This is a genomic window from Flavilitoribacter nigricans DSM 23189 = NBRC 102662 (assembly GCF_002646595.1).
GTDB lineage: Bacteria > Bacteroidota > Bacteroidia > Chitinophagales > Saprospiraceae > Flavilitoribacter > Flavilitoribacter nigricans.
In genome coordinates, this window is sequence record NZ_PDUD01000019.1 from 83472 (window position 1) to 110465 (window position 26994).

Sequence of the window (26994 nt, forward strand, 5' to 3'; positions counted from 1 at the left end):
TCGGGCAACTGACGATCACTTAATAATGATCAGGACTCTACGGCTTCTTTCGCCTTGTGGACCATTCCGTTGGAGCATCGTTCGTTATCCGGATGATCCAGGTAATAGAGCTCTTCGACCGGACGGAGCGGGCGTTTGAACCAGAGCGGTCTCCGCAGACCATTCGGCCCGGGAGCCGGACGGGTCATTTTCAGCCACTCCTTATAGATCTCGTGCGAACGATTGGTGTCTACGAACAGATCACCATATTTATCGCCCGGATGCGGCGCTTCGATCCGCACCCGCTGGTGCCAGCAGTGCATACCGCTGATCGGGTCGGGATGAACCGCGTGGGTAATATTCTGGTGCACCCCGCCATCCGTCCAGAAGATCCGTTTACTGTCGGCATCGGAACTTTCAAACGGACGTATACCGGAAATGGTCTGCATTTTGTAGCCTCCGTTACCGTCCGTTTCGATGGAAACGGTATTGGTGGCCCAGCGGTTACCGGCATCCTGTTGGCGACGCCAGCGTCCGAGGTGGTGGGAACAGGCGATCACGCCGGGTTTCATACCCTGGGTAACCCAAACCTTATCCACGAAGTAGCCGATATCGGTATTGAGCCGAACCAGATCCCCCGTTTTGAAACCCCAGCGTTTGGCATCATTCGGATGCATCCAGATCGGGTTGCGGTTGGAGATCTCCGTCAGCCATTTGGCATTACCCGAACGCGAGTGGATCAGGGTGGGCAGGCGGAAAGTCGGCACCAGTACGTATTCGCCTTTTTCCTTATCCAGTTTTTCCGGATGGATGTGGCTCTTAATGTAGGTCGGAACGGCGTATTCTTCCCATCCCCAGTCGATCATCGTCTGGGAGTAGAATTCATTTTTCCGCGAGGGCGTCGGGAAACCGACCCGCGGCACCCCGTTCACCATGACCCCGATGGTTTGGCCTTTCTTGGTGATGAGGTTCGTTCCCTCTTCCACCGTGGCGCCTTCCATTTGCTCGGCGGTCAATTCCTTTAAATGCTTCTGGTAGGCGTGTCTTTCTACTTCAAAAGCACCGTATTTTTTCATATACTCCAGTTCGGTCAGCCCTTCTTTCCGGGCGGCCTCCGGCAAACCTTTGGTGTGCTCGAAGATGTACTGATAATATTCGTCGATGTTGATCTTCTCCCCTTTGCGGTAGGGAGATTCGAAGTGCTTGCGCACGCCCAGTTCGCCGGTGGGGTCGATCCGCCAACTCAGTTCGATCCAGAATTCGTCTTCTTCCCAAACTTCTCCGGGATTAACTTCGTAGGTAAATTCCACCTGCTTGCCCGCCCGGCGCGCGGCTTCCCGCAGAACCGGTTGGCGGAAGCCGATCCAGGTCCCCGAGTGCGTGGCGTAACTGTTGAGATCGTGCCGCTCCGCGGAATGCCCCATCGGAATGACGTAATCGGCGTAGAAGGCCGTTTCGTTCCAGGTGGGCGTCATGGCGATATGCAGGCCGACTTTCTCCTCATCCATCAACGCTTCGATCCAGGAGAAACCATCCGGATAGGTCCATACCGGATTGAATACCCGGGTGAAATAGACATCCATCTTACCCCGCCCCTCTTTCAGAAAATGCGGTAGCAGGAAGCTCATCTCGAAAAAGGCCAACGGATATTCATTCGGGAAATGCAGTTCATTCCAGAACCGCTGGGCCGGAGGAACATCGAAGAAAGTCGGTTTGAATTTATTCCAACTGTTCGGTGATGTTCCTCCTTTTGTACCCACGCTACCCGTGAGAACATTCAAAAAGTGGAGGCAACGGGAAACGGCCCACCCCCCCAGGTTGCCGCTCGCTGCACTCCGCCAGTTGTGGGTGGCAAACCGCTCACCGGCATCGCCGATCAGTCGGGCCACTTCCACGATCCGGTCTCCCGGCACCCCGGTTTCGCGTTCGGCGAAAGCCGGTGTATATTCTGCGTATTCTTCCCGCATCTTCAGGATGTAGTTCTCAAAAGTCACGGCTACATCCGGATGTTTTTGCTGCAGGTAATACTCCCAGTTCGTCCATTCCTTCAGGAATTTTTCGTTGTATAATCCTTCATCGAGGATCACCTTGGCCATCGCCAGCAAAGCCGCTGCTTCCGAACCCGGATAGGTCGGCAGCCAGTAATCGGACATACTCGCGGTGTTGGACAGGCGCGGGTCCATGGCCGCCAGTTTGGCCCCCTTCATTTTCGCCTCGATGATCCGCTGGGCGTGGGGATTGAAATAGTGCCCGCTTTCCAGGTGAGCGGAGATCAGGAGGATAAATTTGGCATTGGAGTGGTCCGGCGACGGCCGGTCGTACCCGTACCAGATATTGTAGCCGAAACGGGCTCCGGACGAACAGATGTTCGTATGGCTGTTGTGCCCGTCTACCCCCCAGCCCTGGATAACGCGGTTGGCGTATCCTTCGTGACCGGGCCGGCCGACGTGGTAGGTGATCTCATTATTGCGACCTTCCTGAATGGCTTTCTGCATGCGGGCGGAAACCACCTCCAGTACCTCTTCCCAGGACACGCGTTCCCATTTGCCTTCCCCGCGCTTCCCGGCCCGCTTGAGCGGATACAGGATGCGATCCGGATCGGTGATCTGGTTGATCGTAGCCGGCCCTTTCGCACAGTTGCGTCCCCGGCTGCCCGGGTGGTAGGGATTCCCTTCAAACTTGCGAATGGTCCCGGCGTCCTTATCGACATAGGCAGTGAGACCGCAAGCGCTTTCGCAGTTGAAACAGGTAGTCGGTACGATGGTATAATTCTTCTTTTCCCGCTTAGGATGCGCCTTCGCTTCGTATTCCACCCAGTGGTCCCATTTTTCCGGCGGCGGAAATTTGGTTTGGGTGCCTTCCGGCGTGAGGCGTTCCAGGTCGGGATCCCGGTCTTGGTGCAGATCCGGGATCAGCTTGAGCTTTTCGGCAATACGCTCAATGAAAGTATGTTTCTTATGTTTCATTATCGTATGATCATCAGTTGCCGGTCAGACTGCATATGCACTCCGGCCGGCAAGCAAGTTTAGGTTAATGGAATACGTTGCGGAGCTTCTACCCAAATGTGCTCCGTGAAATAAATACCCAGGATCACCGCCGCTCCCGCTAAGGCCAGCATTACCGGATTCCCGTTGGAGATAGCCAGCAGGATCACCGGCAGTACATTGCCCACCAGTAAGGACCCACCGTAGAAACGGGAAGCGTACCGGCCTTTAGTGATCATCGCTACGGTCCGTTTGGCATCCACCGTGGGGTGGGTGGTCGTCAGTTCGAACAACAGCACCAGCAGATTGAAGGCGATACTACCGTACAGCATGTACTTCAGGTAAGTCGTCCAGTCCGTACTCACTTCCGTGAACATCGCCAGGATCGCGAAAGCAGCCGCACCGGCCATCAGGCTATGGACCAGCATGTGCAGCGCCAGGGTCGGACTTTGCCAGAAATCACGTCCTTTTGCCTGACTGAACAGGAAGGAAGTATATACCGCTACCACCACGGCAAAAACCGCAGTGATACCGCCCACGAGTGGTTTTATCGCATCCCAGCCGAAGAACAATGCAACGGCCATCAGGGTCAGCAGACCGCCGTAGACCGTAATGGAATAGCCACCTTTTACCAGCCAGGAACCCCAGTGGGGGCGCAGCAAGACGTACAGGAAGCGTTTGGGTTGATCCAGGTCCATCACCAGCAGGATACCGGTTGCGGCCAGAAAAGCCAGGCCTAAACCGTAACTCCACCACTCGGTCGTCTCCCCGGGTGAGGCCCAACCGAACAGCAGGGCCAGGAACGGGATCAGAAAAGCGCCGGCGGAAATGGCTTTGGTCACCACATAACCGGAGACTTCCCAGCCCCACAGAATACCCTTATTGGGCGTATCGTAAACGCGGCGGGCTTCTTTACCCATGATCACCTCCACAGATTTGGCGGCGCCGTTCTTGGCTACCTCACCCGCAGTGGTATACTGGTTGTTGGCTTCCAGCACCGCAGCGACCACATCGCCGTTGGAGAAGGCCATTTTTTCGGCCTCTTTGGCGTAGTGTCCTACGCCCAGCGTCTGGGAATTCCAGAGGTACTCACCGGTGCTTTCGGTCGCAAACGGATCCAGGGAAGCTACATCCGCATCGATGTAGAACAGATTCGGTACCGTGCCTTTTTCCGCTTTCCGGACAGATACCGGCTGGCGGGCCAGCAATTCGGCGATCTCCGATTCGGGATCTTCCATGTCGCCGGAGATAATGGCGTGTTCCGGGCAAACGTTGACGCAGGCCGGTTCCAGGCCGACATCGATCCGGTGGGCACAGTAGTTACACTTCGCAGCCGTATTCGTCTGAGGGTCGATATACAGGGCATCGTAGGGGCAGGCCTGCATGCAGGACTTACAACCGATGCAGCGATCTTTATCGAAGTCGACAATACCGTCATCGCGAATAAACAGTGCTTCGGTCGGACAGATCTCCACGCAGGGCGCGTCCGTACAGTGGTTGCAACGCATCACGGAAAACAACCGGCGGGTGTCGGGAAATTCTCCCTTCTCCACCTGTTTGACCCAGGTGCGGTTGACCCCCACCGGAACATCGTGCTCCGATTTACAGGCCGTCGTACAGGCGTGACAACCAATGCATTTTCGATTATCAATTACAAAACCATATTTCATATCAGGCAGACACTTTTTTGGATGGACAAACGTAATCGGTGGTTGGCATACCGGCCGAGGCCATCTCCTCGAAAGTACCCAGCACATTGACTATATTTTCGAAACCTCTGGACTTCAGGATGGAAGCGGCAATCGTGGACCGGTAACCGCTGCGGCAATGCAGCGTGTAGGAATTGTCCTTCTGAATGCGGTGCATATTGCTGCTGATAAAATCCAGGGGGAAGTTGTCGCTATTTTCCAGGTGCTCACCCTCCCATTCTCCGGGTTTACGGACATCGAGTACCTTCAGATCTTCCTGCTCGTTGTAGCGTTTGGCAAATTCTTCGACCGAAATACTGTTGACCTGATCAACTTCCCGGCCATCGGCGGCCCAGGCCGCAAAACTACCTTCCAGATAGCCGATGGCATTGTCGTACCCGACCCGGGATAGTCGCTTGACGGTCTCTTCTTCCTGGCCTTCCGGCGCGACGATCAGGATCGCCTGCTGCAGGTCCGGGATCAGGGCACCAACCCAGGGAGCAAAGGTGCCGTCCAGACCGATGAATATGGAATTGGGAATGAACCCTTTCACAAAATCGTTCTTATCGCGCACGTCTAGGATGACGGCATCGGTGGCGTTGGCCGCATCCTCAAATTCTTTGGGTGATAAAGCGACCGCACCGCGCTCCATGACGGTATCGAAACTTTCGTAACCCGTTTTATTGAGCTTGGCGTTCTTGGCAAAATACTGCGGCGGCGGCTGGAGACCGTCCGTGACCTCTTTGATGAACTCCTCCTTGGTCATATCTGCGCGCAGGGCGTAGTTGGTGCGCTTCTGTTCGCCCAGCGTACTCCAGGTCTCGGAACTCATATTCTTACCGCAGGCCGATCCGGCGCCGTGGGCGGGATAGACGATCACCTCATCGGGCAGCGTCATGATCTTATTGCGTAAGCTGTCGTACAGCCATCCGGCAAGGTCTTCCTTGGTGAGACTACCTTTCTTCTGGGCCAGGTCCGGCCGACCGACATCACCGATGAACAGGGTGTCACCGGAAAAGATCGCGTGTGGTTTCCCGGCTTTATCCAGCAGGAGGTAAGTTGTACTTTCCGGCGTATGTCCCGGTGTATGCAGCACCCGGATGGTGACTTTGCCCAATTGGAATTCTTCTCCGTCTTTGGCCAGGTATTTTTCGTAGGCGGTTTCGGCATTTGGCCCGTACACGATGGTGGCGCCGGTTTTCTGCGCCAGGTCCAGGTGACCTGAAACGAAATCGGCGTGAAAGTGCGTCTCAAAAATGTATTTGATCCTGGCGCCGCGCTCCTGCATGCGATCCAGGTAAGGTTTGGTTTCACGCAGCGGGTCAATGATCGCCGCTTCACCTTCACTTTCTATGTAGTAGGCTCCCTGAGCCAGACATCCGGTATAGATCTGTTCTATCAGCATCGTACAACATATAATTTGGTTAAGTAACTATTGGCCGAACCAAAATATGAACATTCTTTCATATTTTCAAATATACATGGATTTTTCCCAACGGGACCACACAAAAATTCTGATTTAAATCACCATAATCTCAGGATAGGTGAGTGAGAAAAAGGATATTTGTCACCCGGTGGCAGGCAGTGACCGGTAACGGATCTCCGGCGCGAAAACAGCTACCCTTTTCTTTTGGTAAAAAACGGCAAACGCCCAATTTCAGCGGGGTTGCGACTTTTTCCCTACGATTTCAAAAATACACGACATGCCATCCCTCAACACCTGGATCTCTTCTGCCCACGACAGTGACTTCTCTATCTATAATCTTCCTTTTGGTATTTTTTCCACTTCCGACCGATCTCCGCGGGCCGGTATCGCGATCGGCGACGAGATCATCGACCTCTACCGTCTGGCCGGACTGGGCTTGCTCGAAGATCTTTCGGTGCACGCCTCCATCGTCGGCCAGGACCACCTCAACGACTTTATCCGGTTGGGGAAAAAATCGACCACTGCCGTGCGCAAGCGGGTACAGGACTGGCTGTGCCGGGAAAGATCGCCGCTGAAAAGACATCCCGAGTTGAGGGTAAAACAGGCCGATGCGCGTATGCATCTGCCGGTACGGATCGGCGATTACACCGATTTTTACTCCAGCCTGGAACACGCCACCAATGTGGGCAAAATGTTCCGGGACCCGGAAAATGCCCTGCTGCCCAACTGGAAACACCTACCCGTAGCCTACCACGGCCGCGCATCCTCCATCATCACCAGCGGCACGCCCGTAAGACGTCCCAAAGGGCAGATCATGCCCGGCGGTGCGGACCGCCCGGTCTATCAACCGAGCGAAAAGCTCGATTTTGAACTGGAAATGGGATTCATCATCGGGCGGGATAGCGAACTCGGGGAAAGCGTGCCGGTAAAGAAGGCGGCAGACTATATCTTCGGGCTGGTCTTGTTCAACGACTGGTCCGCCCGGGATATCCAGAAATGGGAGTACGTACCCCTGGGTCCATTCCTCGGAAAGAATTTTGCCTCTTCCATCTCCCCCTGGATCGTTACTCTGGAAGCCCTGGAAACCTTCAAAGTGAAGGGGCCGGAACCGGAAGTCCCCTTACTCCCCTATCTGAAAACCACCGGCAAAAAGAATTACGATATTGAATTGAGCGTGAGCATTCATCCGCAGGGAGGAAAAGAGGAAATCATTTGCCGGTCCAACGCGCGCCATTTGTACTGGAATATGGCGCAACAACTTGCCCACCATACGGTCAACGGCTGTAATGTGCAGGTAGGCGACCTGATGGCCTCCGGTACGATCAGCGGACCGGAGCCGGACGCTTACGGTTCAATGCTGGAATTGTCCTGGGGAGGCAGCCAGATGATCAAGTTGAGCGAAGATCAGAACCGGACCTTTCTCGAAGATCACGATACTGTCATCCTGCGCGGGCGAGCCGAGAAAGAAGGCATCCGGATCGGTTTCGGCGAAGTGCGAACCGAGATCCTGCCCGCCGTATAGGTCTGGCTCAGAAGCCGATCTTTACTTCCTCCTCCAGCAACTCCCGGTAGCGATTCCGGTTGAAGCGGTAAAGTCCCGGCGGCCGGCGGGTATTGGCCGTATTGCGTTCCCCTACCTTTTCCAGAATGTTGGTGCGTAACACCTTTTGCCGGAAATTACCGCGGTCGATCGCTCTTCCGAGAATGGCTTCGTGCAATTTTTGTAGTTCCGGTATCGTGAAGGTATCGGGTAGGAGGCTGGCGATCACGGGCAGATCGAGCAGATCGCGGGTGAGCACCGCGCGGGCTTCCCGCACGATGTTGGCGTGATCCATTGCGAGTAAATCAATCTCATCGATATCGATCCATCGGATATCCTCAAATAAACTGGAAGGCTGCGGCTCGATCTTACGAAAATCGGCACAGGCGTAGTACCCGATGGTCACAAAGCGTTTGGTCAGCCAACCGTACTTGCTTTTATCGACACCGGCTTTTTCAAAATAGTCGACCATTTGGCCGGCGAAGGAACGATCCGCCTCCCCGAAGGTACGAAACTGGCGGAGGAAGATCTCGTCGATGCCCAGTTGCTGCCGCAGCGACCGGTGAGCGGCTTCGTCAATACTTTCCGTCTGATAGACAAACTCACCGGGGATTACCCAAATTTCCGCCATCGGAGGCTGGGTAGCCAACACGACCAGCCGCTCTCCGGTAAATCCAAAGATCACGGAATTGATAGAGAGCTGCGGCATGAACTGCTTTTCACCGCCCTGAATATGCGAGCTTATTTCTTCCTGGGGTCTGGTATTGTCTTCCATAGTTCGAATCGATCGTGCAAACTAGCACCTGGCTGGTGGTAGCGCTGCAAAGTTAAGGCCTATTTCCGAAACGGAGCTTAAAGGCGGTAGTATCCAGGCCAGACGCGATAAAAAATTGCCATCTCACCGGCTTTGTCCTTTATGATCACCTGCTCTTTTTTCATCAAGCCAATGCTCAAAGTTAAAAATAAATGAGTGAAAATTACTCATAAATGAAAAGAACGCTTATTTTTGAGTGAAATTCACTCATTAATGGCTATTCCGGCCAACGGTAAGGAATAGCTTTCACAGCCCTGAGAGCAAGACATTAACCAAATACTGACTTAAGCTCAGGCTTTAAGACCTTTTCTGTACTATGAAAAAATGGCTTAAACGCATCGGTATTTTCCTGCTATCCCTCATCGTACTGGCCGCTCTGGCCATCGGTGGATTCATCTGGTACCAGAATGCTCAGAAATTCATCAGTGTACTGGTATTTTCCAAAACGGAATCGTTCCGGCACGAATCTATTGCTGCCGGAAAAACGGCTTTGCTGAAAATGGGAAAGGAGCACGGTTTCACTGTGGACACCACCGAGGATGCTTCGGTGTTCAATGAGCAACAGTTGCAGAAGTACAATGTAGTGGTGTTCCTCAACACCACCGGCGATATTCTCAATGATGCCCAGCAACTGGAATTCAATCGCTTTATCCAGGCCGGTGGCGGCTTTGTGGGCATTCACGCGGCCGCGGATACGGAATACGACTGGCCCTGGTACGGTGAACTGATGGGTGCTTACTTTAACGGCCACCCCAATGACCCCAATGTACGGGACGCCGAGATCGAACGGATAGACGTGAATCACATCTCTACCTCCATGCTCCCGGATGTCTGGCCGCGATCCGACGAGTGGTACAATTACCGGGACATTCAGCCCACGATCAATGTACTCCTAAACCTCGACGAAGACAGCTACGAAGGCGGCACCAATGGCGAAAAGCACCCCATTGCCTGGTATCACGATTTCGATGGAGGCCGCTCCTGGTATACCGGTCTGGGGCATACTGATGAGACCTTCAGCGAAGAACTGTTCCTCGAACACCTGCTGGGTGGGATCACCTACGCGGCCGGTCCACAGACGGCGGTCAACTTCAACAACGCCAACGTGGCGCCGGAAGAAAACCGCTTTACCAAAGTCGTTTTGGAGGATAATCTGCACGAACCGATGGAACTCGAGATCCTGCCAAACGGCCACCCGATCTTCATTGAGCGCATCGGCAATGTAAAAACCTACGACCCCGAGGCCGGGGAGACCCGCGTCATGCAGGAATTCAACGTATTCTCCGGACTAGAGGACGGTCTGCTGGGCATGGCGGCCGATCCGGATATGGCCGATAACCACTGGATCTATTTTTACTATTCCGATCCGGAAAGATCGGTGCAGAAATTATCCCGCTTCACCATGGCGGAAGATTTCAGTGCGATCGATATGAGTTCCGAAAAACTTCTATTGGAAGTCGCCACCCAGCGGGAAGAGTGCTGCCACTCCGGCGGTAGTATTGAATTCGGGCCGGGCGGGCTGCTGTACCTCTCCACGGGAGATAATACCAATCCGCACCAATCCGAAGGCTATGCGCCGGCGGACGAACGGGAAGGCCGCAGCCCCTGGGATGCCCAAAAATCCGCGGCCAACAGCAAGGATCTGCGCGGTAAGATCCTCCGGATCAAACCGGAAGCGGACGGTACCTATTCCATCCCCGACGGCAATCTCTTTACCGATGCCGCCGAAGGCCGTCCGGAGATCTACGTGATGGGGTGTCGCAACCCCTTCCGCATCTCCGTAGACCAGCATACGGGCTATCTGTACTGGGGGGAAGTGGGGCCGGACGCCCGCTCGGATAGCTCGGCGCGGGGACCGCGCGGTTACGATGAGGTCAATCAGGCCAAAGCGGCCGGATTCTTCGGTTGGCCGTATTTTGTCGGCAACAACTACCCTTACCACAAAGTGGATTTTGCCACTGGCGCTTCCCAGGGCCCGCATGATCCCAAAAAGCCGATGAATACCTCTCCCCACAACACGGGAACACAGCAATTGCCGCCGGCCAATCCGGCCTTCATCTGGTATCCCTACGCTGATTCGGAAGAATTCCCACTGGTGGGCAACGGGGGACGGAATGCCATGGCCGGACCGGTATTTTACCTGGACGATTATCCCGATAACGAATGGCGCTATCCGGCTTATTACAACGAAAAACTCTTCATTTACGACTGGATCCGCGGCTGGATCATGGCCGTAACACTTGATGAGGAAGGTAATTACAAACGCATGGAACCCTTCCTGCCCAATATCAAATGGAATAACCCCATCGATATCGTCTTCAGCGGGAAAGGCGATATGTACCTGCTGGAATACGGCTCTGTCTGGTTCGCCCAGAACCCGGACGCCCGGCTGGTTCATTTAGCCTACGCTTCCGGCAACCGGAAACCGGTGGCCCGCATCGAACTGGATAAAAGTGTAGGCTCGGCCCCGTTGAGCGTCCAGTTTGACGCCACGAAGTCCAAAGATTTCGACGGGGACGACCTGACTTACGAGTGGTACTTTGAAAATAATGAAACCCTCAGCTCTACCGACGGCACCACGGCCTTCACCTTTGACGAACCCGGTGAGTATCAGGTGAAACTGATCGCCCGGGATCCCGGCGGAGAAGTATCCGAAGCGACCCAAAAGATACTGGTCGGCAACGAACTGCCGCAGATCAGCTGGAAGATCCAGGGCAACCAGACCTTCTTCTGGGAGGGCAGTCCCTTTGCCTACGAGGTGGAAGTATCCGATCCGGAGGACGGCACGCTGGGCAACGGCATCGACCCATCCCGCGTGGTGGTTACCATCGACTACCTGGAGCGCGGCTACGATGCCAATGAGATCGCCATGGGCCACCAGGCGCTGATGGAAGCGTCCCAGTTCGTACTCGGAAAAAGCCTGATCGCCGGTTCGGACTGTGCGGCCTGCCACCAGCCCGACGTAAAATCGATCGGGCCTTCTTACCTGCAGATCGCCGAAAAATATAAGGGACAGGATGACGCGACTCCTTACCTGGCGAATAAGATCATTAGCGGTGGCGGTGGCGTCTGGGGAGAAACGGTTATGGCCGCGCACCCGCAACTCAGCAACAGCGAGGCGCAGCAGATGGCCAGGTATATCCTTTCGCTGAGCGGTGAGGATCTACAGGTAGGTGGTCTGTCTACCAAGGGAAGTTATGCTTTCGACCGCCATAAGGCCGGCCAGACGGAAGGACGCTATATTTTTACTGCATCCTACACCGATAAAGGCGGGAAAAAGATCGGTCCGCTCACCGCCAGGGATGTCTTCGCCCTGCGGGCACCCGTAGTCGGTGCGGCCGAGGCGGATCAGTTCAACACCATGAAGTTTGTGGTTGATCCCGACCAGGCGCAGGGAATGGTTGACGAGCCAATGACCATCATGCTGGGCTCCGATGGTAATTTCCTCTTGTTTAAGGACATTGACCTGACGGGGATTACCGCCATTAAGACCAGATTCGTGCGGGCGGGCGCCTATTTCAAGGGCGGCCGCATCGATTTCCATCTGGACAGCATGGACGGTCCCATCCTGTCGGGCTTTGATATCAAGACCTCCATTACCGATATGGGCATGGATGAGATCAGTATACCCATTCCCGCCACACCGGGCATGCATGACCTCTACATCACTTTCTCCAATGGATCGGGAGAAGCGGTTACGGCACTGATCGAACTACAGTTCGAAAGTCAGTTACAGTAAATATCAAGGATAAATTACCGGGAAGCGAATCAGGCTGCATTCGCTTCCCGGTATTATTTTGATCAACAAATTTTCGTAAATTCGATTGATCAAAAAACTATCCCGTGCAGCTTCTACTAACCCGAGTTATACGCGGAGGGCTCTGGCCCTTGCTTTGTCTGATGCTTTCTCTTCTCCTGGTACCGGAATTCCTTTCCGGGCAGTCTATGACGCTTTCCCGTCAATACGTATTTAAAAAAATAGGTGATGATTTCACCTTTACTTTCCTGGAAGATCACCATGGTTTTATTTGGATTGGAGGTAGCAACAGTCTGCTTCGCTATGACGGATACCAAATCACCAAGTATGATATGGTAGATGATACCGGTAGTATTATTAATCCGGGATGGGTACCGGCCCTATTGGAAGATCATCAGCAACGATTGTGGGTAGGTACATTTAATGGCCTTTACCGATACGATCGTAGTAGTGACCGCTTTGTGCAATACTTTCACGAGCAACAGAAGGCTACCAAATTTCGCGCTGGAAGTATACATAGCTTGTACCAAGACCGAAAACACAGAATTTGGATCGGAGATGAGGAACACCTATACGTTTTGGAAAACCCGGACGACGGTATGATCCGATTTATAGATGATATAGATGTTGGACCACGGTACCAAGCTCTAACCGGGATCACAGCTATAGCAGAAGGCCCCGACGGCGAAATTTATGCCGCTTCCAATAAAGGGCTCTGGGAAGTGCAGTCGGGCCGGCCATCTTTCTGTCGTCTGCCGACGAACCATTTATCCGATCCGGATAAATTTTCTATCCTGGACTTGGCGGTGGGACAAAATAACAATCTTTGGTTAGCGACCTCGGAAGGCATCTGGATCTTCAATACCGATCGAAAAACCTTCACTTCGTTCCAACTTCCGGTATTAATCGACCCAGTAATTACAACGTTGTTTATAGATAAAGATCAAAGTTTGTGGTTTGGTACGGCATCTAATGGACTATTTCACTTTAAAGAGGGTGTATTCACCAATTTCCCCCACGATCCGGACAATAACCATACGGTGATGAGCAATAACATCCATGCTGTTATGGTCGATCGGTTTCAAAATATTTGGGCGGGTACCATGTTCGGACTTAGCCGGGCAAACTTAAAAGCGCAAAAATTCCCTTTTTACCAGATCGATCCCGGACCCAATAATTATGATAATTACGTATATCGGTTAATGCAGGATGATTCCGGTGGTTTCTGGTTTCGTTTACTTCGGTTAGGCCTGGGCTATAGCCCGGGCCTGGAAGGAGCATGTGAGATTCTCCTTAATCCGGAAAGGACATCAGCTATTGAAGAGATCAAAGATTTTACGCAGGATGTGGACGGGAATGTCTGGGTAATTACACTAACCCACGGCTTGTTCAAATTTTCTCCCGTTAGTCGAACTCTTCAGCCCATTGATCTGGGAGAGACCATCAAACAAGCCGTTCCATTACGCATTATATCCGATCAAATTGATCCTCGTTTGCTTTGGATTTCCACCGGTCAAGGCCTATGTAGAGTGAATCGCCTAACCCAAACGGCTAAATGGTTCTCCTTTGAAGAAGACCTCGGTACCCAGGGCAGCCGGATCGGACAGATCGAACAGGCCGGAAACGGAGATATATGGATGTCCATTCTTTACCAAAAAGGGAGCAGACTGGCATATTTTGACCCGGTAAAAGAAAAATTCATCGCGGAATTTGATAACCCCGCCCACCCAAGTTCCGTGACCGGATTTAGAGGTAACAGATTAAAAAAAATAAATGACCGGGAATTATGGGTAAGCTGTGCTAAGGGAACCATTATTATCAATACGGAAAACAAAACTTTTAAACATGTACCTTCCGATTTTCCGATCAAAAATATATACAGTATAATCCCTGATCTCCGGGGAGATTTATGGTTTACCGGAGATGAGAATAAGATCTGTAAATACGACGGAACAATTTGGGAGTGCTACAGCGGCCAGAAGGACATCCAATCCTTCACTGACGGGGGTACTTTAAGTAAAGAAGGGCGAATCACCTTCGGAGGAACAAACGGCATCTATTCTTTCTTTCCCGAAGAGATCACATTTGAAAAGGATTCTCTCCGGCCGAAAGTTGTATTGACCAACTTCAACGTACTCAACGAAAAAAGGCATCTAAAAACCGCCTATGAACTGGTCAAAAACATTGAACTTCCGTACGAAGAGAATGCTTTATCTTTCGAATTCACCAGTCTCCACTACCGCCGAACCGAAGAGATCAACTATCGGTACCGCTTACTGGGTTATCAGAACTATTGGGTCACTGTAGATGGAGATGAACGCACCGCCCCATTTACCAACCTTGATCCTGGGAACTACACTTTTGAAGTGGAGGCCGAAACGGCCGACTCGCTGGTCTCCAATCAAGAGGAAAGATTACTCATCAATTTGAGGATTGCTCCGCCCTGGTACCGCACCGGCTGGGCCTACGCCACCTACATCGGCCTGTTGGTCTTTCTACTTTACACTTTTCGCAACTACGATCTCCGCCGACAGATTGCCAGATCAGAGGCTCGCCAACTGAAGGAACTCGATTCTTTTAAATCCCGCTTCTACACCAATATCACCCATGAGTTCCGGACGCCCATTACCCTGATCGAGGGAATGGCCAACCAGATCCTGCGCCAACCGGACCACAAGCTGGAAGAGGGAATTACTCTGATCAAACAGAATAATCAGCGATTGTCCCAACTTGTGGAGCAGTTACTGGATCTTTCCAAACTGGAATCCGGCACGCTGCAGCTATACCCTGTCCAGGCGGATGTGATCACGTATCTGCATAAGATCTCCCAACCTTTTCGCTTTTATGCGGAGGAGAAAGGGATCGATCTGATCTTCCGGTCCAGGCCGGAACAGCTGCAGATGGATTACGATCCGGATAAATTGATGGATGTCGTTTCCAATCTCCTGGGTAATGCCATCAAATTCACACCGGAAGGCGGTTCGGTTTATTTTTCGCTCAATACGGTTTTTAAGGATCGGGGCGAGCATTTATTGATCAGCATCCGGGATACCGGAATCGGTATTGAGCAAAAGAACCTGCCCTTTGTCTTTGACCGGTTTTACCAGGTCGACACCTCCTCTACCCGCAAGGGGGAGGGTGCCGGTATCGGCCTGGCCCTTACCCGGGAGTTGGTGCGGTTGATGCACGGTGAGATCACGGTAGAAAGCGAGATCAACCGGGGCACGCTCTTTAAGGTAGTTCTCCCCATCATCCGAGAGGCTCCCTTAGGAAATTCCGGCACCGCCAATATCACCAGACCGGATCTGCCATCCGGGGCAAATGTCCAGCCCGTAATGCCGGAATCCCAAAGTGGCCCCGTTGATAAACCGAGTTTGCTGATCGTGGAGGATACCCCGGACGTCATCTATTATCTGACGCAGCTCCTGGCCGATCAGTACCAGATCCTTACGGCCGTCAACGGGCAGGAGGGGATCGACCTGGCCATAACCTCGGTACCGGATATCATCATCAGTGACGTCATGATGCCCGAAAAGGATGGTTTTGAATTGTGCGCAACCCTTAAGGAGGATCCCAGGACGAGCCATATCCCAATCATCCTGCTGACCGCCAGGGCAGATGCCGAAGCCCGGATCACCGGATTGCAACGGGGAGCCGATGCCTATCTGGCAAAACCTTTTATCAAGGCCGAATTGATGACCCGCCTGCAAAAACTGATTGAACTCCGAGCCAGGTTGCAAGCTCGTTACGCCGCTACCGGTACGGAGACTCCCTTACCGGAGCCGGAATTCGAAATTGAAGACGAATTTATCCAAAAGGTTCGTTCGAAGGTGGAAGCCAGACTGGATGACGATAGTCTTACCATCGCCCAACTCGCCGAGCAGCTCGAAATGAACCGGGTGCAACTCTTCCGAAAGATCAAGGCGCTGACCGGTCAGTCTCCTTCCCGGCTGGTACGCAGTATTCGTTTGGGACACGCCCAGCGGATGTTGTTAGAGACGCAGCTAACGGTTGCGGAAATTGCCTACAAGGTCGGCTTTAGTGATCCGGCATTCTTTTCCCGTACCTTCCGGGAGGCGTACGGGCAGTCTCCCAGTGAGTTTCGGCAGGGATAGGATTTTGAGATGGGATGAGCAGGTGAATGGGTGAATGGGTGAATGGGTGAATGGGTAAGGTCGGCTTTTCTCCAGATATTCTGGTATCCAAGTCTACCCATTTTCTGAAAATGGTCCAGGAGGGTAATCTTGGATAACCATCCGCGATAAAAGAAAGAACAGGTGATTCCGATAGGAAAGGTGTCTTAATTCCGCCCTCCGCGGCGGCCATTAGGAATATCGCCCGGTCGCTGGTTGGAATTGGTTTCGGACTCCGGCGGCTCCGGTGCAGCGATCACTTCGCCGTAAACGACGGTGGCGTCCAGGTCCCAGTTAGCTCGTAGTTTCTCGAGTGGCCGCAGATAGATCGGTTCCGGCTGCAGGCCGGTATCGTAATTGCCCGTATCCCACCTGCCGTTACCGTTCCAGTCGGTGATCACCCGCAGGGTATAATCGCTGGGCTTGATGGTTGTCCAAGTGGTTTCGTAGGTGCTCACGCCCGTGACCTCATCCGTAAGCAGGGTCTGCTTCAGGTCTTTGGTCAGCAATTGTACGAGGTACTGCTCCGCCGTATCAAGATTACTGAGCGTGAGGACGATATTCCCGTATCGGCTCAGCGCATCGAGACTGTAATTGACGGTAAGGGTATCCGAAGTGGTCAGGCCGTAAATGTCGGTCACTGCCCCCGGCAACAGTTCGAGTTCGTACAGCATATTTTCCCGCCAGGAGTAGTCCAATTGTAGTTGCTGGAAGTTCTCCGGATCGATCTGCACGCCCGGCCGGACCGCCTGCCGCAGGGTATCGACGTAAAGTGTGATCAGACTGGTATCAAAACTGCCAACCGGATGATTGTATCGGAGCACCGGCGGCGTTCCCGGTACGATGGATTGATTCGCAGCGGTCGTTCGCACGGTCGCCATCGAATCCTGGCTCAGCATGGCCGCCCGCCTGCCCGCACGAATGGAAAAGGTATCGCGGAAAACGGTATCCTGATTAAGGTAGAGGGTCCAGGGTGTGGTCTGGGTATACCAGAGGATCAGGGAATCGCCCTGCTGTTTGATCAGCGGGGTATCGACCAGATTATCGTAGGCCAGTTCCAGATCGAAGATCGGCTGGTTGAAAATGATCTTTGCCTTTCCGGAATGACTGGTATCCAGGGTAGTCGCTAGCAGGGGCGTTGCTTCCTGGAAGAGTTTCAGTTCCAGATCGAAAGTGGTATCGGCGGTAATCGTGATCTCTTCTCCGGGAAAAGCCAGCGCCTCGTACAAGGGTTCGAAGATGTATTTCTTTCCCTGGGGGCTGTCGTTCAGCGCAAACCCTTTGTAGGTGCCCTCGCGGATGTTGTTGATCTCAAAGCGACCATCTTCACCCGTTTTGCCAAAATAAAAAGGACGCTCGGTATAGACCACCGAATCCGCCAGATTATCGTACAGCATGAACAGCACTTTCTCCACCGGTTCTCCGGTTTGTACATCTACGATGCTGCCGGAGATCCGCAGAGAATCGATATACGGGCCTGTGGAAAAAACGAAACGCAGGTCGTCCGCCGGGTTTTTCTCATTGAGGTCTTTGACGGCTTCTCCAAAATTGATGGTGTAGGTGACGTTCTCCCGCAAGTCGATCGTATCGGGAAAGATCACCTGAACCGTGCGCTTTTTCAATTTGATCTCCGGATCGGCGGGCAGAGGCGGGGAAATGATCACTTCATCCCGCACCTGTTCCAGGGTTACCCATTCATCGAAGGTGAGTTCGATGGTCTGCTTCTCGAAATTGGTCTGCAAATTGGGAGTGGATTCCTCCTCCACGATCTGCGGAGGCGTTTCATCGCGGGGACCACCCTGAGGAGCCGTCGGCGTGGCACAACTGTGCAGTAACCAGATCAGCCCGCTGATGGTCACTAACCGCAACGTCCGAATCAAATAAGTCTGAAAATATTTTTTGCCGGAAACCTCCATGTATAATTACCCTTGATTTGCTGAGTGCGCAAAGATACACGGACTTTTCCGGCTTTTGGTAGGTATGCAAGTGTCAAATTCGGGCTTTGATGGGCAGATTAACTTTTGTTTGACACTTAAGTGCAGGAACGGCCGCGCTGACCGGGACGAAATGGAATGCAGACGAAGGCTTACGGGCAAGAAGTATTAACTGCACCTACTTATCCGACCGGAATCGCAAAACTTTTCCTCCCCTACTCTTGCAAATATCATTGGACTCGCTTACCTTTGTTTTAAAATAAAACTAACTAATGACAACATCGCATCTTAGCCGGCTTTACCGCACTTCCTGGGGATTGTTTACCGATCTCTACCAGTTGACCATGGGTTATGGTTACTGGAAGAACGGCATGGCCGAAAGAAATGCCGTCTTTCACCTCTTCTACCGCAAAAACCCATTCGGCCATCCTTACGCATTGGCGGCCGGTCTGGACCTGGTGATCGACCTGATCCGGAATTTCCGTTTTTCGGTCGATGATATCCAGTATCTGGGTGCACTGCGGGCGGCCGACGGCAAACCCCTGTTCAACGAAAGCTTTCTCAATTATCTGCAACGGATGGAATTCAACTGCACCATCTCCGCCGTGCCGGAAGGGACCGTAGTTTTCCCGCACCAACCACTGTTACGGGTGGAAGGCCCTCTGATCCAGGCCCAGTTGCTGGAAACCGCTCTCCTGAATATCATCAATTTTTCCACTCTGATCACCACCAAGTCCGCCAGGATCTACCAGGCCGCGCAGGGCGAAAGTGTGCTCGAATTCGGATTGCGCCGAGCCCAGGGTATCGACGGCGGACTAACGGCCACGCGGGCCGCTTACATCGGCGGTTGTACCGGTACCAGTAATGTACTGGCGGGCCGCCTGTTCGGCATTCCCGTCAAGGGCACCCACGCCCACAGCTGGGTGATGTGTTTTGACGAGGAGATCGAAGCATTTGCGGCCTACGCCGAAGCGATGCCCAATAACTGCATTTTTCTGGTGGATACCTACGACACGGAGGAAGGCGTAAAAAATGCCATCCGGATCGGACGGGGCCTGCGGGAAAAAGGCCACGATCTGCTCGGCATCCGCCTCGATAGCGGAGACCTGGCCGAACTCAGCAAGATCGCCCGTACCTTACTCGACGAAGCCGGATTCACCCAGACGGCCATTGTGGCCAGTAATGATCTTGACGAATACCGGATCAAATCCCTCAAAGAGCAGGGCGCAAAGATCAGCGTCTGGGGAGTAGGTACCCGGCTGGCAACTGCCTACGACCAGGCGGCCCTAGGCGGGGTTTACAAGCTGGCGGCCATTGCTGACGAAGCGGGATTATGGGAATACCGGGTGAAATTATCCGAACAGGCGATCAAGATCAGTAATCCCGGATTATTGCAGGTGCGCCGGTATTCCGATCCGGACGGACATCCGATGGGAGATCAGATCTATAATCTGGAATTTGGTAATCCTCCGGCAGAAGTGATCAATTTCGGGGATGATCAGAAAGTCAGCTTCGAACAGGCCGCCGGGGAGGAAGACCTTCTGTTGCCGGTTTTTCAGGATGGGAAACTAGTCTACCAGTCGCCGGATCTCCACGCCATCCGGGAGCACTGCCTGGCCCAACAAGCCCGCTTTGCCGGCCTGTTGGATAGCCCGGAGTACACCAATGGACTGGAGCCTCAGTTATCCGTTCTCAAAAAAGGGCTGGTGGAAGAAGCTATGATCTAGACTTCTTCCCGGATAAAATTTTACCAAACCAGATACATCCTTTAGCCGTCTATAAGGACAGAATGAAAATTTCATCGTAATTTTCATTTTCAATCTATTAACTTCCGATAATGCCATATACTTACGAATATCCCAGACCCGCTCTGACCGTCGACTGTGTGATCTTTGGATTGGATGAAAGTAACAAACTCAAGATCCTGCTCATTCAGCGAGCGCTGGAACCGTTTAAAGGCGACTGGGCCCTTCCCGGTGGATTTGTGGATATGGAGGAAGACCTGGAAGCCGCAGCCCTGCGGGAACTGGAAGAGGAAACCGGGGTCCGGGATGTGTTTATCGAGCAACTGTACACCTTCGGCCAGCCCGAACGGGATCCCCGGGGGCGGGTGGTCAGTGTTGCTTATTACGCACTGGTCAATCTGGCGGAACACCCCGTACACGCTTCTTCCGACGCTGATCACGTAGAATGGTTTGAGCTGGATCAGCTTCCCCAATTGGCTTTCGATCACGATCGCATTGTCGAACTGGCGATCACCCGCCTGCGGGGTAAGGTGCGCTACCAACCCATCGGTTTCGAACTGCTACCGGAACAATTTACGCTCTCCCAGCTCCAAAAACTGTACGAGACGATTCTGGGCGTGGAAGAACTCAACAAACGCAACTTCCGCAAACGTATCCTGGACATGGGCATCCTGCAGGAAGCCGGCAAACAGGAAGGTGTGGCCCACCGGCCCGCGATCCTTTATCGTTTTGACAAAGCCAAGTACGAGCAACTGGTGCAGGAACGCTACGAGAACCTGATCAAACGGGGTGTGGATTTTGAAGTGTAGGCATTCCCCTCCCTTTAACCATCCGATTTTTTCCCGAAAGCCTAACTGGTCCTGCCGTCGATTCAATACCCAGAAAACATGAAAAAGTTCCTATTCCCTACCTTGCTGTTGGTCCTTTCCGTTAGCCTGCATTCCTGTAAGTCCGATGCCGCCACCGATGGCGGAGGGGCAGAGGGTCCGATCGAACTGCCGCCACCGGAAAGCGACTACGAAGCCGCAGATTTCAAATGGGGGTTCATTAACAAAAGTGGACAACTGGTCATCGAGACCCGCTTCGACGAAGTGCGGCCCTTTTCCGAAGGAATGGCGGTAGTCCGCCTCGGCGGGAAATGGGGCTACATTCGTCCGGATGGCCAAATAGCCATCGCTCCGGCCTTCAAAGGCGCCTGGGCCTTCCATAACGGCCTGGCCCGCGTAGAAACTTACGAATCCGGTTTTGGTTTTATTAATCCACAGGGCGAAATGGTAATCCCGGCCCAGTGGGAAGCTGCTGGGAATTTTTCCAATTTCCGGGCCTGGGTACGCAGTGGTACCCGCTACGGATATCTGGCGCCGGACGGCTCGCTTGCCATCGATACCCTATTGGAAAAAGCCAATGATTTTACCGACAAGTTAGCTGTGGCCCGGCAGGACGGCAAATATGGCCTCATCGATCCGGATGGTCAATGGGTGATCCCGGCCGAATACGATCGGATCGCGCCCTTCGCCGGCGGGCTGGCCCGCGCCCGCGTCAACGGGAAATTCGGTTTTCTTACTCCCGACAATCAATGGAAAATAGACCCGCAATACCTTGATGCGCAGGATTTTTCCGCCGGTCACGCTGTAGTCGCCAGCAACGACGGTTACGGACTGATTGATAAAAACGGGGAGGCAACTATCGCACCCGCTTACGATATGATGTTTTACGCCGGGGAGGAGCGATGGGTGGTCGGCCGGTCCGGCCTGTTCGGTCTGACAACGGCCAGCGGGGAACTGCTCACGCCTGTCCAGTACGAACAGATCTATGCCTTTTCGGAAGGTGTTGCCCCCTTTCTGAAAGACTACCTATGGGGCATGCTCGGTCCGGACGGACGGGAAGTAGCGCCGGCTATCTTCGGTTTACTGTGGCCGCAACGGGAAGGCCTTTCCCGGGCCGCGATCCGGGAGGGTTTCGCCTTCATCAACGCCAGCGGGCAGATTAAAATCCCACCTGCCTACCAGGACATGAAAGACTTTTCGGAAGGTCTTGCTCCCGTACAATCTTTTTAGAGTCTCCAGAATATCAGCCGACAGTACCTTCGTTGACGTAGTCGCGCAAGTATTCAAAATGCGGACCGAGATCCCCGTCCACCGCGATGGTGGCCCGTTCAATCAGCTTACTTTCCGGTTTGAGCAATTCCGGTAGCACATGCATCAGGAACATCTCGCCAAACGCCTGGGAAGCATCCCTCGGTAGTTCGCTGGGCAGGTTATCGATCGTCATCATGTCAATGATGCCGGACTGAAACGGCTCAACTTCTTTATTCTGCACCGGATCGTACCCGAAGATCGGATCGGCGATCGTAGAGGCCTTCAGGGTCGCCGGAATGGAAGAGACCGGGGCGATATCACAGGTCACATCGGCGATTACCCGGATCTTGAAATCCGGATGGCTCATTTCTTCGCGGGTAAAAAAAGCGGGAGCACGGTTGTTCCAATAAATACCGTTGATGAAAAGGTTTGCTACGCGGGCGAAACGGGCGAAATTGCTCTCGTAGGCGTCCGGATTGGCGTAAAAATCCTTTTTATTAAATGCACCGCCGTCTTTGCGGCGTACATAATCACCGCTGGTAAGATGGGTGAATACCGGTCCGGACCAGTGCTGTTCCAGGAATGCGTCCGGGCTCACTTCGCGTACGCCCATATCCCGCAGCACCTGATTGGCTCCCTGCCCTACCCGGCCGCTACCCGTCAGGACGATCCGGATCGGAGGCAGGATCAGCACATCGCGGTAGTAGGTCCGAACGTGTTCGTAATCCATAAAATCCTGCATCCGCGGCAGGTGGAAGGAGCGGGTACGCAGTCCGTAGGTCATCACACCGTTGTGCGCACCGACCATACCGGCGAAACGACCGAAAGCGATCAGTCGCCGCCCCTGCTCATCGGTGATCACTTCGTAATCGATCAGACGGATATTTTTGGCCAGTACGGCCTGTAACAGTTTGCGATTGTAGGCTTGTTTTTTAATCGTGTGGGAAAAGAAGAAATAGGTCTTGCCGGGAATCAGCTCGTCAACCGGGACTTCCTTCACCCCCATCAGCACATCACAATCACTCAGATCTTCCTGCATGGGGATCCCCAGATCAGCATATTCCTCATCGGTGAAACTCCGGATCGGAGAGGGTTCTACCACAATATCCACTCCCGGTATACTCAGTACCCGGGCGCACTGCTCAGGCGTAAGCGCCACCCGCTGATCCGGTGGATTCTTGCGTTCCCGAATAACGCCTATTTTCATTTAAAACTTTGGTTTGGTTAGGTAATGGATGGCAAAAATAAAAATCCAATTATAGGAAAAACTAAAAGATCGGGAACTTTTTGTTAACAAATATAGTTATTAACTTTGCAAGCACTTTTTGAAAAAGCGAAAGCGCTTTTTTGAAAGGGGCCGTACCGGAATCGACAGGAGAGTCAACTGGTAAGTAAGCATGTCGGAGCATAGTAGCTTATCTCCGTTAACAACTGGCTATTAACAACTTTTACATGGCAACAGACAGTTCGCCATGGCTGCCTAAGATTAGATCTTAGAAAGCCTTTGCGCCCCACGCTTGACGCCTGATACACAGTGTGCCGCGCATCAACCAACCCTCGGGCTAGTATACTGACCGGTCCCGATCAGTATGCGAAATTAAGGGAATAAGGCGATAGTATGGGAGGGTTTCCAATCCTTTCTATCGCTCGAAAATCTAACTGGAAACTACACATGTAGAAAGCTTATTGGTGCTTTCTCTGGACGCGGGTTCGACTCCCGCCGGCTCCACAAAGCACAAGTGAGTAACGAGGTAAATGCAGTGATCTGCACCCTGGTTACTCACTTTTTTTTGCCCTATGCCCACCCTGAGTTCGTCGGACCATTATATGGAGTTTCACCTTTACTTTTATTTGCATAGCAGCAGGACGCTCAGGTTTCCATCCTTATTTTGACCGTTTTTTTACCCTTACCCACACAATTGATCATCTTTTTGTTGATCTTGTCATGCGGACCGCCTGCAAAAAAGTGGTTCGTTCGGAACAGAATCCAAGTTTTACAGACCCAGACACCTAAAAACAACAAAGCATGGAAGCTGATACCCCAACCCGTCCGCCCGTCATTTCTTTCTATCGGATGTTGCAGAACCTGCCGGATTTTGTCCGCAATCCCATTCCGTCCCTCAACCGCTATTTATGGGCATCGGGAGATACCTTCCTGTTGTTTCTCACGCCCGGGACGAAAGCCATGGTGACGACCCGCCCCGAACTGATCCAGTATGTGCTGCAGAAAAACCACCGGAATTATAAAAAATCCTATCTACAGACGGAGCATCTGGCTCACTTTATCGGCCGTGGCCTGCTCACCAGTAACGGTGCCTACTGGCTCCAGCAGCGCCGCCTGATCCAACCGGGATTTCACCGCAAAAAGCTGGCGGGTCTGATGGGTATCATGAACCGGGAGATCGACAAGTACCTGGAGCAATGGCACGAGCGCGCCCGCAAGGGCGAGTCCGTGGAAATCGCCCACGAAATGATGCTGCTCACTTTTAATGTCGTCTCCAGGTCCCTATTCAGTACCGGCGTCGCGGTCAGTACCCTGAACCGGCTCAGTCAAAATTTTAACGCCATTCAGTCCTTTATCGTCAAACCGATCCGGCAGCCTTATTTGATCCCCTGGTACAAACTTACCGGAGAATGGAAAAAACACGAGCGGATCGCGGCGGACCTCAAAGAGATCGTACTCAGCATTATCCGCCAGCGAAAGCAGAGCGAAGAACGCCACGACGACCTGCTGGATATGCTACTGGAGGCACGTTACGAGGATACCGGAGAGGGTATGACGGATCAGCAATTGCTGGAAGAATGCTTGATCCTGCTGGTCGCCGGCCACGAAACTACCGCCAATGCCATGGCCTGGGCCTGGTATCTGCTGGGCCGGCACCCGGAAGCCGTGGACAAACTCCGTACGGAGATCGGGTCCGTATTGGGCAAGAAAGCTCCCGGCTTTGATACGCTGCCCCAACTGGAATACGTCAACTCCGTTCTGCAGGAGGTGATGCGGCTGTATCCGCCCGCCTGGATACTCGATCGCATCCCGATCGAAGATGATGAATTTGAGGGTTTATCACTGCCCAAAGGCCGCATCATCGGGCTATATATCTATGGCATTCACCACGATCCTCAATACTGGCCGGAACCCGAAAAATTCGATCCGGATCGTTTTACCAAAGATGCCACCAGGCAGCGTCCATCCTTCGCATATCTTCCCTTTGGAGGCGGTCCCCGTCTGTGTATCGGGGCCAATTTTGCCATGATGGAAATGCAAATGATGCTGGTGCGGATCCTGCAGCATTTTGAGATGACGCTCGAGCAGGATGTGCCCGTCGGTCTGGCACCCTACATATCACTGCAGCCGGACCGGGAGATCTACATCAAGTTGCGGTCCATTTAAAGTAAGGATCGTAGCAGCTGCCGAACAGCTATAAAATCCAAAAAATCTTTCCATTCATCGGCTCACCCAGATGAGTATTTCGCTCACGCGGTCTTTTCTTTAGGGCGAAAAAAAGGGCAAATTACAGCTAAATGTACGACTCAGGGTCACTCTCTCCCTGGATAGGACCCCATCTATCTTAAAGAATACCACTTAGACAGTCCTTACAAATTAAGTAACCAATACCTAACTGGCGTAAAATTGGGGTGGTGCTGACGTGTCAAACACGTCATCATAAAACCACTTTGCGTCCAAAATAACCTAACAACCCATTGCATGTAGCATAGCTATACCCACCTTTTTTTGCGGACAATAACCGTCCGACATCATGACTTTTGAGACTAATTTCTTTTACCAAACCAATGACAGACAACTTATGATGGATAGGTCAGCTATGCACGTCATTCAATCTGCTCCCTATCGGACGCAGCATTCCGTTTTCCCACTTTCCGCAGGACAGTCAGCTCCCGCTTCCGGAAAACATTTTGCGGAAAACAAGGACACCGGATTATTGGAGCCCTTGCCCCTACACACTATCGATGACGTTATTGCGGCGCTGGCCACGATCATCTGGGATTCGGAACAGCGCCACGATCCACTGGGCTATTTTGCCGTGCTGTATCAGAAAGTGACCATAAAGGTCAAGGAAGGGATTGCCAATAATTTTTTTGACGACGGCCCGCGTATGGAACAACTGGATATTGTGTTCGCAGAACGGTACCTCGCAGCTTATTTCGCCTACCAACAAGGGCAGCCCCTCTCCTACTGCTGGAAAAAAGCCTTTGATCTCGGTTCGGTCGACGAGCCGATCGTCCTGCAGCATCTATTGCTGGGCATCAATGCGCACATCAATCTCGACCTAGGCATTGCGGCGGCGGAAGTGTGCGCGGGAGAAGATATCCGTGGCTTAAAAAACGATTTTATCAAAATAAATGAGATCCTGGCTTCCCTGGTAGACGAGGTCATGTGCGGCCTCTCCGGGATCTGGCCCTTCTACGGGCTCATCCTGGAAAGGGCCGGAAAATTCGATAACCTCCTGGTGGATCTGGTTATGCGGGCGGCCCGGATAAGCGCCTGGAAGTTTGCCAAAAAGCTGGCAAAAAAACCGGCCCGTGAAAAGACGAAGCTTATCGCCAGGCGGGATCGGCAAACCGCCCGGAAAGCCAAATTTATCGGGCGGCCCGGTACCATCACCAGTATGATGCTGCGCCGGATCCGGCAGGAAGAACGGGGCTCCGTATCCGAAAAACTTTTCGAACTGAGTGTACCGGCGGTAGCCTCCTAGCAAACCACAAAGGAGGGAGGAGGAAGGGAAGAGTGCGTAGGTTTTCATAATGATCACTCTCCTTTCCTCACTCCCGCATTTTAGCAGAGAACACAGGAGTCGAACCTGTACCGGGAGCCTCCGAACCCAAAATGCCTAAGGGCGCAACCAACCGATATTTGCCTGTTCTCTGGGGACGATAGACTGCGAACGTACACCCCT

The 26994-nt window shown here is 52.9% G+C and carries 14 protein-coding genes, 1 other RNA gene and 1 pseudogene; 10 read left to right on the forward strand and 6 right to left on the reverse strand.

Going from position 1 to position 26994, the window contains the following annotated elements; genetic code table 11:
* Positions 1-29 precede the first annotated feature (29 nt).
* The 3 genes from CRP01_RS13250 to CRP01_RS13260 are packed head-to-tail and all read right to left on the reverse strand — an operon-like array spanning position 30 to position 6056.
* Entirely contained in the window at positions 30-2945 is a 2916-nt protein-coding gene (locus CRP01_RS13250; RefSeq protein ID WP_099150538.1) for a molybdopterin-dependent oxidoreductase, read from the reverse strand.
* A gap of 59 nt (positions 2946-3004) precedes the next feature.
* A complete protein-coding gene (locus tag CRP01_RS13255; protein WP_099150539.1) occupies positions 3005-4633 on the reverse strand; it encodes a 4Fe-4S dicluster domain-containing protein in 1629 nt (542 codons plus the stop codon).
* Position 4634: 1 nt separating this feature from the next.
* Positions 4635-6056, reverse strand: a complete 1422-nt coding sequence (locus CRP01_RS13260; RefSeq protein ID WP_099150540.1) for an MBL fold metallo-hydrolase — start codon at positions 6054-6056, stop codon at positions 4635-4637.
* 298 nt (positions 6057-6354) lie between these two features.
* On the opposite strand from CRP01_RS13260, the gene fahA reads away from it, so the two are divergent.
* Positions 6355-7599, forward strand: a complete 1245-nt coding sequence (gene fahA, locus CRP01_RS13265; RefSeq protein WP_099150541.1) for a fumarylacetoacetase — start codon at positions 6355-6357, stop codon at positions 7597-7599.
* A gap of 7 nt (positions 7600-7606) precedes the next feature.
* Here the strand turns inward: fahA and CRP01_RS13270 are convergent, their stop codons facing one another.
* A complete protein-coding gene (locus CRP01_RS13270; protein WP_099150542.1) occupies positions 7607-8392 on the reverse strand; it encodes an NUDIX hydrolase in 786 nt (261 codons plus the stop codon).
* Between the two features lie 355 nt (positions 8393-8747).
* On the opposite strand from CRP01_RS13270, the gene CRP01_RS13275 reads away from it, so the two are divergent.
* The 3 genes and pseudogenes from CRP01_RS13275 (at position 8748) to CRP01_RS13280 (ending at position 16303) form a co-directional block, all read left to right on the forward strand.
* Entirely contained in the window at positions 8748-12170 is a 3423-nt protein-coding gene (locus tag CRP01_RS13275) for a ThuA domain-containing protein (RefSeq protein WP_099150543.1), read from the forward strand.
* A 350-nt stretch (positions 12171-12520) separates the two neighbouring features.
* A pseudogene (locus tag CRP01_RS43435) lies at positions 12521-12610 on the forward strand (two-component regulator propeller domain-containing protein); the annotation flags it as partial.
* Positions 12611-12787: 177 nt separating this feature from the next.
* Positions 12788-16303: a hybrid sensor histidine kinase/response regulator transcription factor gene (locus CRP01_RS13280; protein WP_170110356.1), complete on the forward strand. Its 3516-nt coding sequence runs from the start codon at positions 12788-12790 to the stop codon at positions 16301-16303.
* A 185-nt stretch (positions 16304-16488) separates the two neighbouring features.
* On the opposite strand, the gene CRP01_RS13285 is transcribed toward CRP01_RS13280, so the two are convergent.
* The gene (locus CRP01_RS13285; protein WP_170110357.1) at positions 16489-18201 is read right to left on the reverse strand and encodes an Ig-like domain-containing protein; all 1713 of its coding nucleotides are present in this window, start codon (positions 18199-18201) and stop codon (positions 16489-16491) included.
* A gap of 326 nt (positions 18202-18527) precedes the next feature.
* On the opposite strand from CRP01_RS13285, the gene CRP01_RS13290 reads away from it, so the two are divergent.
* The 3 genes from CRP01_RS13290 to CRP01_RS13300 all read left to right on the forward strand — a co-directional run bounded on the left by CRP01_RS13290 (position 18528) and on the right by CRP01_RS13300 (position 22057).
* Positions 18528-19982 (forward strand): nicotinate phosphoribosyltransferase, encoded by a 1455-nt coding sequence (locus CRP01_RS13290; RefSeq protein WP_099150546.1) that lies wholly within the window; start codon positions 18528-18530, stop codon positions 19980-19982.
* Between the two features lie 110 nt (positions 19983-20092).
* Positions 20093-20809, forward strand: coding sequence for an NUDIX hydrolase (locus tag CRP01_RS13295; RefSeq protein WP_099150547.1), 717 nt, complete (start codon positions 20093-20095; stop codon positions 20807-20809).
* Between the two features lie 78 nt (positions 20810-20887).
* Positions 20888-22057 (forward strand): WG repeat-containing protein, encoded by a 1170-nt coding sequence (locus CRP01_RS13300; protein WP_099150548.1) that lies wholly within the window; start codon positions 20888-20890, stop codon positions 22055-22057.
* A gap of 13 nt (positions 22058-22070) precedes the next feature.
* Here the strand turns inward: CRP01_RS13300 and CRP01_RS13305 are convergent, their stop codons facing one another.
* Positions 22071-23285 (reverse strand): NAD(P)-dependent oxidoreductase, encoded by a 1215-nt coding sequence (locus CRP01_RS13305; RefSeq protein WP_099150549.1) that lies wholly within the window; start codon positions 23283-23285, stop codon positions 22071-22073.
* A 146-nt stretch (positions 23286-23431) separates the two neighbouring features.
* Here CRP01_RS13305 and ssrA point away from each other — a divergent pair.
* From ssrA to CRP01_RS13320, 3 genes are all read left to right on the forward strand, one after another.
* Positions 23432-23810: a transfer-messenger RNA gene (gene ssrA, locus CRP01_RS13310) on the forward strand.
* A gap of 294 nt (positions 23811-24104) precedes the next feature.
* Positions 24105-25469, forward strand: coding sequence for a cytochrome P450 (locus CRP01_RS13315; RefSeq protein ID WP_099150550.1), 1365 nt, complete (start codon positions 24105-24107; stop codon positions 25467-25469).
* 415 nt (positions 25470-25884) lie between these two features.
* Positions 25885-26793, forward strand: coding sequence for a DUF5995 family protein (locus CRP01_RS13320; protein ID WP_222845730.1), 909 nt, complete (start codon positions 25885-25887; stop codon positions 26791-26793).
* Positions 26794-26994: the final 201 nt, after the last annotated feature.

Excerpts from the sequence above, each read along its gene's own strand:
- CRP01_RS13250 (WP_099150538.1), bottom strand. The coding sequence starts at position 2,945 with ATGAAACATAAGAAACATACTTTCATTGAGCGTATTGCCGAAAAGCTC.
- CRP01_RS13255 (WP_099150539.1), bottom strand. The coding sequence starts at position 4,633 with ATGAAATATGGTTTTGTAATTGATAATCGAAAATGCATTGGTTGTCAC.
- CRP01_RS13260 (WP_099150540.1), bottom strand. The coding sequence starts at position 6,056 with ATGCTGATAGAACAGATCTATACCGGATGTCTGGCTCAGGGAGCCTAC.
- fahA (WP_099150541.1), top strand. The coding sequence starts at position 6,355 with ATGCCATCCCTCAACACCTGGATCTCTTCTGCCCACGACAGTGACTTC.
- CRP01_RS13270 (WP_099150542.1), bottom strand. The coding sequence starts at position 8,392 with ATGGAAGACAATACCAGACCCCAGGAAGAAATAAGCTCGCATATTCAG.
- CRP01_RS13275 (WP_099150543.1), top strand. The coding sequence starts at position 8,748 with ATGAAAAAATGGCTTAAACGCATCGGTATTTTCCTGCTATCCCTCATC.
- CRP01_RS13280 (WP_170110356.1), top strand. The coding sequence starts at position 12,788 with ATGATCCGATTTATAGATGATATAGATGTTGGACCACGGTACCAAGCT.
- CRP01_RS13290 (WP_099150546.1), top strand. The coding sequence starts at position 18,528 with ATGACAACATCGCATCTTAGCCGGCTTTACCGCACTTCCTGGGGATTG.
- CRP01_RS13295 (WP_099150547.1), top strand. The coding sequence starts at position 20,093 with ATGCCATATACTTACGAATATCCCAGACCCGCTCTGACCGTCGACTGT.
- CRP01_RS13300 (WP_099150548.1), top strand. The coding sequence starts at position 20,888 with ATGAAAAAGTTCCTATTCCCTACCTTGCTGTTGGTCCTTTCCGTTAGC.
- CRP01_RS13305 (WP_099150549.1), bottom strand. The coding sequence starts at position 23,285 with ATGAAAATAGGCGTTATTCGGGAACGCAAGAATCCACCGGATCAGCGG.
- CRP01_RS13315 (WP_099150550.1), top strand. The coding sequence starts at position 24,105 with ATGGAAGCTGATACCCCAACCCGTCCGCCCGTCATTTCTTTCTATCGG.
- CRP01_RS13320 (WP_222845730.1), top strand. The coding sequence starts at position 25,885 with ATGATGGATAGGTCAGCTATGCACGTCATTCAATCTGCTCCCTATCGG.